We start from the raw sequence: 11,480 nt of genomic DNA on the forward strand, positions 1-11,480 counted from the left end.
AGAAGAAGAAGAAGACGAAGACGAAGAAGAAGATGATGATGACGAAGAAGACGAAGAAGACGAAGAAGACGAAGAAGACGAAGACGAAGAAGACGAAGAAGAAGACGAAGAAGAAGATGACGAAGAAGACGAAGAAGAAGACGAAGAAGAAGAAGAAGACGAAGAAGACGAAGAAGAAGATGATGATGACGAAGAAGACGAAGAAGAAGACGAAGAAGAAGAAGACGAAGAAGAAGATGATGATGACGATGGTGAAGAAGAAGACGCTTAAAATAATTAGCACTAAAATACGCTTGGTTTTCCAAGCGTTTTTTGTTCTTTAACATATACATAATAGACCGCCTTTATCGTTTTCCGACAGAAGACTCCTTCCTCAAAAATGTGAAGGTGTGAAACATCAATTTTAGGTGGGAGATGAATGTTGGTTGGCATAAGCCAACATGTTTGCTACCATATATTTGTACAGATTGCTCTTTGAAAACTGAAGATATGGGGTTGGTTGCAGAAAAACGTTGCAACCGTAAAATCTTCAACGTTCTTTCACCCACGTTTGCTGAAGTTGTGAAAACCAAGCTATAGTAGGAATAGTGGTGAATCAATGTACAAGATACTTTTGTTTTCACCGTAGGGACTACGGGTAGAGCCTGCTAAGATAACCGGTGGATACATCGGTGTTCGCAGGAATCTCCCACTTCAAACAGTCCGTAAGGACATTAAGTGGTGAGTAGTTCAAATCAAATACACGTATTTATTTTTTCGATAGAAGGCTCTCTCCTCAAAAATATAAAGATGTGAAGTACTGAATTTAGGAAAGTATTGAATAGCGGCAGGTATTAGTGTATCTTATTTTGTACAATACAGGAGACATACATAAAGACGAGGTGCAATCCATATTAATCAATAACATTTGGAGTTTTCGCATTTAATCGTTTCTTCGCTATGCGGAGTCTTACTTATAAAGAAATGGAGAAAACATTAACGTACCATTCTTACCCGACGAGTTTCCTCAATAAAAAGCAAAATGGTGCGGGAAGAAAATTGTAGTTGTATCAATAATGTTTATTTCTAGTTAGTTATGTTCCAATTGTTTTGATTAAAATAAAAAAGTTAAAACTCCAAATCTTCTTGAGTAGGATCTCTCCGTTAAGTTTCTGTATTTAGGAATTCCTCAATTCAAATAGCCTATCAAAACGTTAAATGCTTGGTAGTTCAAACAATTAGAATTTTGAGAGGGCGTATTAGATTTCTAGGAGGTTGATTAGTAGATTCTGCTACTTTTTTATATACCTGATCTAGTTTTTTTGCCGTATGCTTAAATGTAAAGTTTGCCTCCACAATTTTTCTTCCGTTTTCAGCAATCCATTGTGCAAATTCGCGTTGAGATAATAAAACCTGGACAAGTCTGGCAAACTCCATTGGATTATTATATTGTTCTACTAAGCAGCCGTTATATTCATCTGTTATAACTTCTGCATTTCCCCCACGGTTAGTTGTAATAATTGGGATTCCAGCAGCCATTGCTTCATAATGAACACGTGCCAATGGTTCGTTCCATTGTGAGCTGCATATAAATATATCCCCCATTAGAAATATATTATGAATTTGATCTGCAGGAATAAATTTGGTGAAAATTACGTGTTCTCTAATTGGTCTAGCTAATCTATATAGCCTTTTAACATATTTATTTACTCGGTTATCACTAAACCATTTACCACCAACAATTACAAGTACCGTATCTTTATGCGTTTGAATAATCTTCTTCATAGATTGAATGAGCAAGTCTGGACCTTTATTTTTGCATAATCGGCCAACAAATAGAATGACTTTTTTATCTTGGATACCGTATTTTGTACGAAATGTATTTCTTATCTTTTGTCCTGTTGGTGTCCAGATGGAGGGAGATTGTTTTAAATTAACACCAGAGTAGACAATGGAAATCTTTTCTTCAGCTTGTGGAAATCTCGCAATCACAGTTTGTTTAATATAGTTACTAACAGTCACAATGGCGGTAACCATTTCAATAATAAGATTGCCTTCACAAATAGATAGCTTATGTTCAGCAAACATATCGTTATGAAGACCTAATACAAATTTACTGTGTGGAGAAGCTTGTTTATATAGAGGTATATTTTTAGGACGATTAAAGACATGTATAATATCAAAGGCATTGGCTTGGAGTGTACTTATAACGTGCTGTTCATAATCTTTTTGAGGCAAATACACGTAATTGATATTATCTTGTGTTTTTTGATTTGGAAGATTTGGATCTGAAATGGAGAAAATAGTAAGTTCATAATCTTGACTTATATAGGGGGACACCCCATCAATCATCATTTGAATTGCTCCACCTTTAATCGCTGGAGATGGTAATTTTTCTGTACATATATATGCAATTTTCATAAACTAATCCCCTTTGTATAGTTGTTTTATATAATGATATTCTGCTTCCAGTCCGTCAGATAGAGAAACTGTTGGAGAATATTGCAGTAATGTACTGGCCTTAGATATATCTGCCCATGTTTGCTTCGGTTCTCCAGGAACTGATTTTAGAAAGTTTTTGATTGCTGATTTCCCTGATATTTTTTCTAGCATAGAAATGATGTCTAAAATGGATGCTTGTTCTTTTCCACCGATATTGATAACTTCACCTATTATATTTTTTTTTGTCTCTAAAGCTGCCACTGTTCCTCGTATACAGTCATCAATATAGGTAAAATCACGTGTTTGTGTTCCATCACCAAATATTGTGAGAGGTTTATCTTCTAGCAGTTGTTTAATTAATCTATGAAATGCCATATCAGGACGCTGCCTTGGCCCATACACTGTGAAATATCTTAAGATAACAATTGGTATGTGAAAATTTTTGTGATAAACATGACATAAGTGCTCACCACTTAATTTGGTAACCCCGTATGGAGATAGAGGAGTAGGTAATAGATTTTCAGAAACTGCGCCAGATTTTTCGCCATAAACAGAAGAGGTGGATATGTGAATAAATTTATCTAATTTTATGTGTTTACATGCTTCAAGTAGCTGCTGTGTAACCATTATGTTATTTGTAACATAAGGCTGAAAATCTTTTCCCCAACTTGATCTCACACCAGGAATAGCAGCTAGATGATAAACAACATCTATATCTTGTAATAGTTTTGATAAATCTGTATTTAGAATGTCTTCTCGTATGAATTGAAAACGTGAATTTAATTCGAGAGATTGTATATTACCTATCTTTAAAATAGCTGGAGTAGGACCGATGAAATGATCAATTCCAACTACATGATATGCACTATTTTTAAGTAACGCTTGACACAAATGTGAGCCAATGAAACCAGCGGCTCCTGTTACAAGTATTTTCATGAACGACCCACTCCAATATATTGTAATCCGTATTTTTCTATTTCATCCTTTTCAATGCAATTGCGTCCATCCACAATTGTGCATCCCTTCATAACTTGTTTGACCCGTTTCCAATTAAGTGTTTTAAATTCATTCCAGTCCGTGGCGATAATAATACAATCAGAATTTGTAATTGCAGATTCTAGGTTACCATGCTGGGTAACTTGTCTTTTTAAATGTGAAGGAAGAAAAGCTTTGGGGTCATAGGCATGTAAATCATAGCCATGAGGAATTAACTTTTCAAGAAGTATTACGGCAAGGGAGCTACGAATATCATCAGTATTTGGTTTAAAAGCAATTCCTAAAACCGTTATTTTTTTTGAAGAGGGTTCTTTTATAGCTTTTTTAATTTTTTCAATATAAAGATCTATCTGTGTGGAGTTAATGGATTGTACAGCTTGTAAAATAGGAACTGCTACGTGCCTATCAGTTGCTGTATAAATGAGTGAGTGTAAGTCTTTTGGGAAGCATGATCCGCCATATCCCATCCCTGCCTGAAGAAAATGAGGATTAATTCGAAAGTCATAGCCAATCCCTTTTGCCACTTCAACAATATCAATGTTATATGCATCACAAATTCGAGAAATTTCATTTATAAAAGATATTTTGGTAGCCAAAAATACATTAGATGTATATTTAATCATCTCTGCTTCATTTAAACCTGTACAAAGGAAAGGAGCACTAATTCCTTTATATATATCCTGCATAATCTTAAAAGACGTTGTGTCAGCTTTTTGGATACCTATAATAGTTCTATCTGGATTGAGCATATCGTGAACAGCAGAGCCTTCACGAAGAAATTCAGGATTGGAGACAATATTGAATAAGGACGATGAAACCCCACGTTTAATAAGTATTTCATATAATTGTTGATTTGTACCTGGTGGAACTGTACTTTTGGTAATAATAGTTTTATACGATGTTATAGTTGGAACTAGTAGGTCAATGACGGAGTATATATATTTTAAATCCGTCTTTCCACTTGTTGTAGAAGGGGTTCCTACAGCGATAAAAATAACGGGTGATTGTCGAATAGCATTATCAATATCACAACTGAATTGCAATCGGTTTTTATTTTTGTGAATAAGCTCCTTTAAATCTGGTTCATAAATGGGGCATTCTCCTTTTTGGAGAGAATTAATTTTTTCTTGATCCTTATCTACACATATAACATTATGACCTAAATCTGCTAATACTGCTGCTGATGTGATTCCTACATAACCAGATCCTATAATACATATATCCATACAATAATCACCTCTCTGAACTTAGTACTATAGTACTAGTTGTTACAGTATATTGATGGACAAGTTGGATTGGTGACAACTGAAAGGGCCTATTCATATAAGAAATGAAAGTAATTAGAAGGTAAAAGCCTCTTTTGGAATCGTCATGCGCAGGTAAGGAGGTTATTGAATATTAATATTGTAAACACTCGAGGGAGCGAGAGATTAGTGATTAAAAAAGCAATTATTCCAGCCGCTGGTTACGGCACAAGAAGCCTTCCAATTACAAAGGTAATTCCAAAAGAAATGTTTCCAATAGGTAATAAACCAGCGATTCATTATATTGTGGAAGAGGCTGTAAAATCAGGTATTGAGCAAATATTAATTGTACTTTCTAGCAGAAAGGATTTAATAGTTGATTACTTTGATTATTCATTAGAACTGGAGGCTTTTTTAGAAAAAGAAAAAAAAGCCCACCTGTTAAAAGAGCTTGCTATTCCTAATGTTCAAATCCATTATATAAGGCAGCCATACGCGAGGGGACTTGGTGAGGCGATAAGATTAGGTGAAACATTTATTGGTAATGAACCTTTTGCTGTACTCTTACCAGATGATATTGTAGTTTCGGATAAAGAAACTTCTTTAAATCAATTAATTAGTATTTATAAAGAGACAAAAAATAGTGTGATAGGCATTCATACGGTACCAGATGAGTGCATAGAGAAGTATGGTATAATTGAAGGGAAGGTTGTAAAGGGGAATTACATGGATATTACGAATATTATAGAAAAACCAAAAGTAAATCCTCCATCTAATCTTGCAGTAATTGGTAGATATGTTTTTACGCCTGATATTTTTCCTTTATTAAAAAAACTTCAACCTGGTGTTGGGGGGGAATATCAATTAACAGATGCGATTCATTCTTTAATTATGAATAAAAAAGTATATGGAAAAATGATTGATGGGCACCGATTTGACATTGGACAAGAAAATGAATATATGCAGCTTCTTAATCTTATATATGGACAAAATAAAACAGGTAAAAAACCTTTTTGAAAACGGATTCAACAAACGTACACTTGAGGCCAACAAGCAATTCTTGAAGAGTTGATGAAAGATATATAAAAGTTAAGGTTAAATAAATATATTTATATCGTACCTTTGAATCAGAAGAGAATACAATGGATTTTCATTTGAAAAAGAAAAGAGATCAGATGGCTGCAAAGTGCTTTTTCAAAAAGCATTGCGGTCTTTTCATATTTCAAGGCCCCGTGTTATCGCAGGAGTACAAAAATCAACTTAATCGATTGTAATTGCACAAATAAAAAAGATTCCCGTAGGTATCTCAATTAGACAAGTAAATACCTAAATAACATTACGGAACAGATCATTGTTTTATAAAGAAACAGCGTCTTATTAAAAATATTGCTAACCAAATATATATTCATACCCATAATCTATAGAAAACGTCATTATATGTATTTCCTTGCGTCAAAAAATGGATTGCGAACTCTCAGTCATCCAAGAGTCTGCTTCGTTAATACGTTAGAATTAAAGCTCTTAACTTTAGTCAAGAGAGTGTCTATCTGGATTGTTTCTTATTTTTAAAAAGATTCAGGTGCTTTTTTAAAAAAGTTTGTGATGCAGAGTCTTAATCTTCATAAAAAAGCATCTCCACACAATAGATACCTTCAACTACCCCCTCATCTTGATTAAACTACTTCACTGCTCCACCAAATAAAACTATTATGTATTTTTTCACATTCTATTGCAACAAGCATATATTATATAGGAGATATTCCTTTCTTTCGAAACTCAAAAGGCCCTTTTTGGGGCTTTTTTATTTTATGAATCTTCAATAAAGTATATAACCCAATTTTTAATTAAATATTCTCAAAATAATTATTTGATTAATTGACGTTTACTTGTCTATTTAAACCAAATATAACAAATTTGTTTTCATGATGTGGAAATTTCATTTAAAAAATGAAATTAAGTATATGCATTCAACAATTTATCTTTTGCTTGTTATATATATTAATTGTTTTACGTATTTTATATGTTTATATGTTTTAAGAGCATGAAATGTCTTGATATATAAGGGGGTATGACTCCTAATGATAACAAAAGTGGTTCTAAAGATAACAAACTTGGTTTTAATTATAACAAAAATGGTTTTAAAGGTAACAAATTTGGTTGCTTAACGGTAACAAAAATGGTTTTAAAGGTAACAAACTTGGTTTTAACTATAACAAAAATGGTTTTAAAGGTAACAAATTTGGTTGCTTAACTGTAATAAAGATGGTTTTAAAGGTAACAAACTTGGTTGCTTAACTGTAATAAAGATGGTTTTAAAGGTAATAAATTTGGTTGCTTAACTGTAATAAAGATGGTTTTAAAGGTAACAAATTTGGTTGCTTAACTGTAATAAAGATGGTTTTAAAGGTAACAAATTTGGTTGTTTAACTGTAATAAAGATGGTTTTAAAGGTAACAAATTTGGTTGTTTAACTGTAATAAAGATGGTTTTAAAGGTAACAAATTTGGTTGCTTAACTGTAATAAAGATGGTTTTAAAGGTAACAAATCTGGTTACTTAACTCTAGCAAAAATATTTCTAAAGATAATAGTTTTAACTATAACAAAAATGGTTCTGAAAATAATAAATTTGATTTTAAGCATAACAAAACGGTTCTAAAGATAACAAATTTGGTTATATACTTTATAAATGTAAATATTTACAAAGTATATTACTATTCAAACGACTTTCGGAATACTTTTATATAGAACAAAGGGCTTGTTAACTGTAATAGTGAGGATGTAATTTTCTGAATAAACAAAAATAAATTGCGGCAAAGGAAATATACTTGTTATAGTTAGTAGAACAGTAGAGGTAAGAAAGAAGGGACGTATGTAGGTATGTCTGATAGTAAAGATTTGCAGATTAAAGAAAATAATATTGTTTCAAAATCAAATACTTTAATTGAAGCGAATTCACGTTTAAATTTAGTAGAACAAAAAATATTACTTTGTTTGGCTAGTAATATTCAACCTAATGATTGGGATTTTAAAACCTACACATTCTCGATTAAACATTTTCATGATCTACTTGATCTAAATGGATCTACTAAATATTCGGAGTTAAGTAAAATTACTAAAGAATTACTATCAAAAGTAATTGAAATTCGTACTGGAGAAGATCTGATGCAGGTATCTTGGCTGTCTTCAGCAATTTACAACAGAAATAAAGGAACAATTGATATGCGTTTCGATCCATTATTAAAGCCATTTCTATTAGAATTAAGCAACAAGTTTACAAGCTATAGATTAGCTAATGTTATTAAATTGAAAAGTACATACGCTATACGTATTTATGAACTACTAAAGCAATATGAAGATTTAAAGGAACGTACAATTAGTCTTCAAAATTTAAGGTATTACTTGGATGCAATGGATATATACCCTAACTATGCGAATTTTAAGCAACGTGTATTAAAACCTTCTCAAAAAGAATTGAATCAAAAAACAGATATTTCTTTTGAATTTGAAGAAATTAAATTAGGCAGGAAAGTACAAAAAATCAAATTTATTATCTATAGCCAAAAAAAGAAAGATAACAATTTAGTTCATTTTGAAAAGAATTTAGATAAATTTCAACAGCCCAATACATTTGAACAAAAAATTAAAAGGTTTGAAGAACGCTGTAAAGAAAAAATATTTCCTAAAGTGTTAAAAAAATGGGAAGCTCATAAAGAAATTGTATTAGAAATAATTGAGGATATAAGATTTCGTTCAGATATTAGTTCTCCAATAGGTTATGTAGAATTCACTTTAAATTCCCGATTGAAAGATGATAAAGAAACACCAAACAAAAGTAGTCAAAATAAGAAGGCTTCTCATAACGATATAGTATTAGAGATTGATAACATTATAAATTTAGTTATCAATAAGTATTCAACAGCTACAGGTGCTGTAGCTACATTTTTAGTTAAAGACACAGCAATTGAGAAATTAGTAAGAGTAGTTACATTGGAAGAAGCTGAAACCATTTGGATAGAACATGAAACGTTTGTTATGGATAAAATTTATGAATATATTAAAAAGAATATAAGAAGAAAAAGATACTAGATTTAAAGTAAAGTTGGATCATGTTGTTTACCTGAATTTGTATAAATATGTAGGAACTGTCGGCTTAATAAAATCATACTCATGCTAAATTTCTTTCCCGTTGTATGGCTGCATCCACCTACACCTGAATAAACAGTCAAAAATACATTATGAATATGCACTTTTTAAAAAATAAAGAAAAGTGTAAAATAGTTCCTTCGATAACAATGATTTTTGAATATGAGTTAAAAGAAGGGGGAGATACCTTGTCTTACAGATAATCTAGATGAAAATTAAACCGATGTTAAATGTATACCTTTAGACGAATTGCAAATGGTGAAAATGATTTGGATTTTCTTGAAAGAGAAATGATATTTCGATGCGTGAAAGCATCAGGAAGGAATGGGGAAAATGCATTCTTTATTTAAAAACTAACATTAATAATACCTGCACAGGGAGGCGCTAGTATCTAATAAGGGTGTTTCAATATGTAATTCATATTTAATCAAGGTTCATTGGAAATACCAAACAAAATAAAAGAAAATTGTGTATAAATAGTTGAGAAACAAAAAACTTACTTTTAATTCCAGTCCATATAATATACCTAAAAATAAAAATTATACCTTATATTTATTTTTAGGTATATTTCACATTTCTCTCGTTATCAGTAGTTAATAATGAAGAGAATTTTTATTATGGAGGTACTATAAATTATTAGCGTGATGTTTTGTTTATTTGTTTTTAAAGTGTGTTGGAGCACCATATAATATATGTATTCATTAGTAAGGAGCGTTTAATTTCTAAAATATGTATCTTAGTAAAAATAAAAAAGGACAGTTAAAAACTGCCCTTTTTTCTATCTTTTAAAGATAGTTACCGAACAGGTAATTTAGGGTTTTGGGGTATAAGATGATTATCATCTCATTGTTAATGTATGTAAGTAATACAAAATGGCTTGTACAATTGTTGAAATTAGTAGTTTTTATTTTAAATAAATTAGCTAATTGGGCGATTGATAAAGAAACTAATTCATTAATCAATTTCCTTATTTCATAATATATAATGCAAATGAATTTTTAGGAAAAGATAAGAGGGTGAAGACTCTTATCTTATTTTGTTTTTAGAGATTATTATATTATGTAGGTTAAATAAAATATTTGAATATTTTAAAAAATAAGGGATTTATATAAGATAAATCCCTGCAGTAAAATAATAGAAAGGTAGAATACATTATATGTGCAGAGTTTTAATTATGTTTGTACATTTTTAATAAATTAATTTTATGTAAAAGGTGCCAAGAAATATTTTGTAGTTTTATTTCTTGGCGTGGGTATTTATTTGGGTCATTTGGATGCCGACCTTACAATAGTATATGTCCGATATATGGAATAGTTTGTTATTTATGTTTAGTTAAGTGAAATGAAATTTAGAAAAGAAAAACACCTATTTTGTAATAGGTGTTTTTCTTGCAAATTGGCTTATAAATTAAGGGAAAGATTTTTCCTTTAATTAAAACTTATTAATCTTCTCTATGATCATGTTTATGTTCGTTACATTCTTTACAATGTCTGCGACGTTTACAGCAGAAACGATCACAATCAGGTGAATTTATAGAAATTACGTTAATTTTGTTAATTGCAATACGTGCCAATCCTGGGAAACAATCAAAATCAGATAAAATAATTACGTTGTTTCCCTGAAAACCTTGGAATGTTGCACTTGTAGGTGGTTGACAATCATATTGAAGAACAATACAAGTACCAGGAGTTAATGTTCTTAAGAATTGTAATAACTCTGGATTATTATTCACCTGTCTAATGTTTTCTTCTTTTCGGTGATGATCTCTCCGATCATCACATCTATTGAAATCATAACCTCCACCAAAACCAAAACCCATCAAAATTACCCCCTTTCATTCGTTAGTATATCTTATGCTCGTCTAGAAAGGATGGTGTGAGTATAGGAGTCTAGTTAAGTGTGGATTTTTTATGTAAATATGAAATGGTGTAATAAAATTATTTTTGGTTCTGGTGCAAAAAATCTATAAACCTTGGACATACGGATATTATTACACTAAAAAAGTGTGTGCTTGGTATGAAACAAATTGAAGCTAATGATTGTAATATTTTATTCTGGCTAATAGAAGAAGTGAAGTATAAATTCGAGTAGAAATTTCATTTGACACAACAAAGCAGCCAGCTTAATTGGCTAACTACTTGTTGTACAAAAGAAAATTAGGCCCTACAAGTTATGTTGTGTAACTTTAAAGTTACAGTTATAGTATAAACCTTATTGGAAATTCTATTCGGAAGGAAATATAATAATGATAATTTCATTTTGTAGAGATTATTTACGTATGAAAAAAGCACTTATATAGCGCGCTTAAAGTGAACTTTCAGATCATGCCTGCCCATAGGTGATCTAGATGCATGAGTAGCATACAGTAGCATATGTAAATTTGAATTGAATTGTGTGGAAATTAATTAACGATACAGGTGTAGAGAAAATTGTTTATGAGCTGTGGGAAAGAGTATAACTTTAACGAATCTCCCGAAAGAATTCTCCTTCCTCAAGCGTATGAAGAGCGTAGCCAAAAGGTTTTCCTTTTTATTTTGCCTCTGATATAATCAGTCTCATAAATTATAAAGGCTGGTATATAAATGAAATTAGATAGTAATAACCATTCAGTATTCTTGTTGTATTATCACCTTGTGTTGGTCGTGAAATACAGAAGAAATGTGTTTGATGATGAT

10 protein-coding genes and 1 pseudogene are annotated in these 11,480 nt (G+C 31.2%); 7 read left to right on the forward strand and 4 right to left on the reverse strand.

All coding sequences use genetic code 11. The annotated features are described in order from the left end of the window. On the forward strand, nucleotides 1-271 hold a 271-nt coding region (locus ACTFR3_RS30045), incomplete at its 5' end, for a hypothetical protein (RefSeq protein WP_440045154.1). A 938-nt stretch (nucleotides 272-1,209) separates the two neighbouring features. On the opposite strand, the gene ACTFR3_RS30050 is transcribed toward ACTFR3_RS30045, so the two are convergent. From ACTFR3_RS30050 to ACTFR3_RS30060, 3 genes are read right to left on the reverse strand one after another with little or no spacing between them, the layout of a single operon-like run. After that, entirely contained in the window at nucleotides 1,210-2,400 is a 1,191-nt protein-coding gene (locus ACTFR3_RS30050) for a glycosyltransferase family 4 protein (protein ID WP_440045155.1), read from the reverse strand. Nucleotides 2,401-2,403: 3 nt separating this feature from the next. Then, a complete protein-coding gene (locus ACTFR3_RS30055; protein WP_440045156.1) occupies nucleotides 2,404-3,357 on the reverse strand; it encodes an NAD-dependent epimerase/dehydratase family protein in 954 nt (317 codons plus the stop codon). Then, nucleotides 3,354-4,643 (reverse strand): UDP-glucose dehydrogenase family protein, encoded by a 1,290-nt coding sequence (locus ACTFR3_RS30060; protein WP_098853043.1) that lies wholly within the window; start codon nucleotides 4,641-4,643, stop codon nucleotides 3,354-3,356. Before ACTFR3_RS30060 ends, ACTFR3_RS30055 begins: the two co-directional genes overlap by 4 nt. 207 nt (nucleotides 4,644-4,850) lie before the next feature. On the opposite strand from ACTFR3_RS30060, the gene ACTFR3_RS30065 reads away from it, so the two are divergent. The 5 genes and pseudogenes from ACTFR3_RS30065 to ACTFR3_RS30085 all read left to right on the forward strand — a co-directional run bounded on the left by ACTFR3_RS30065 (nucleotide 4,851) and on the right by ACTFR3_RS30085 (nucleotide 9,783). Then, on the forward strand, nucleotides 4,851-5,678 hold the full coding sequence (locus ACTFR3_RS30065) for a UTP--glucose-1-phosphate uridylyltransferase (RefSeq protein ID WP_440045157.1): 828 nt from the start codon (nucleotides 4,851-4,853) through the stop codon (nucleotides 5,676-5,678). A gap of 47 nt (nucleotides 5,679-5,725) precedes the next feature. Then, nucleotides 5,726-5,905 (forward strand): annotated as a pseudogene (locus ACTFR3_RS30070) (DDE-type integrase/transposase/recombinase); the annotation flags it as partial. 824 nt (nucleotides 5,906-6,729) lie between these two features. Continuing rightward, nucleotides 6,730-6,912 (forward strand): hypothetical protein, encoded by a 183-nt coding sequence (locus tag ACTFR3_RS30075; RefSeq protein WP_440045158.1) that lies wholly within the window; start codon nucleotides 6,730-6,732, stop codon nucleotides 6,910-6,912. A 627-nt stretch (nucleotides 6,913-7,539) separates the two neighbouring features. Continuing rightward, nucleotides 7,540-8,748: a replication initiation protein gene (locus tag ACTFR3_RS30080; protein WP_098282179.1), complete on the forward strand. Its 1,209-nt coding sequence runs from the start codon at nucleotides 7,540-7,542 to the stop codon at nucleotides 8,746-8,748. A gap of 888 nt (nucleotides 8,749-9,636) precedes the next feature. Beyond that, nucleotides 9,637-9,783 carry a hypothetical protein gene (locus tag ACTFR3_RS30085; RefSeq protein ID WP_176535783.1) on the forward strand — a complete coding sequence of 49 codons (147 nt, stop codon included), beginning with the start codon at nucleotides 9,637-9,639 and terminating at the stop codon, nucleotides 9,781-9,783. A 463-nt stretch (nucleotides 9,784-10,246) separates the two neighbouring features. On the opposite strand, the gene ACTFR3_RS30090 is transcribed toward ACTFR3_RS30085, so the two are convergent. Continuing rightward, on the reverse strand, nucleotides 10,247-10,624 hold the full coding sequence (locus tag ACTFR3_RS30090; protein WP_098282273.1) for a hypothetical protein: 378 nt from the start codon (nucleotides 10,622-10,624) through the stop codon (nucleotides 10,247-10,249). Between the two features lie 763 nt (nucleotides 10,625-11,387). Here ACTFR3_RS30090 and ACTFR3_RS30095 point away from each other — a divergent pair. Further along, on the forward strand, nucleotides 11,388-11,480 hold a 93-nt coding region (locus ACTFR3_RS30095), incomplete at its 3' end, for a transposase (RefSeq protein WP_336974847.1).

The organism is Bacillus cereus group sp. MYBK14-1, from assembly GCF_051916885.1.
GTDB lineage: Bacteria > Bacillota > Bacilli > Bacillales > Bacillaceae_G > Bacillus_A > Bacillus_A cereus.

Excerpts from the sequence above, each read along its gene's own strand:
- ACTFR3_RS30060 (WP_098853043.1), bottom strand. The coding sequence starts at position 4,643 with ATGGATATATGTATTATAGGATCTGGTTATGTAGGAATCACATCAGCA.
- ACTFR3_RS30050 (WP_440045155.1), bottom strand. The coding sequence starts at position 2,400 with ATGAAAATTGCATATATATGTACAGAAAAATTACCATCTCCAGCGATT.
- ACTFR3_RS30080 (WP_098282179.1), top strand. The coding sequence starts at position 7,540 with ATGTCTGATAGTAAAGATTTGCAGATTAAAGAAAATAATATTGTTTCA.
- ACTFR3_RS30055 (WP_440045156.1), bottom strand. The coding sequence starts at position 3,357 with ATGAAAATACTTGTAACAGGAGCCGCTGGTTTCATTGGCTCACATTTG.
- ACTFR3_RS30075 (WP_440045158.1), top strand. The coding sequence starts at position 6,730 with ATGACTCCTAATGATAACAAAAGTGGTTCTAAAGATAACAAACTTGGT.
- ACTFR3_RS30085 (WP_176535783.1), top strand. The coding sequence starts at position 9,637 with ATGATTATCATCTCATTGTTAATGTATGTAAGTAATACAAAATGGCTT.
- ACTFR3_RS30090 (WP_098282273.1), bottom strand. The coding sequence starts at position 10,624 with ATGGGTTTTGGTTTTGGTGGAGGTTATGATTTCAATAGATGTGATGAT.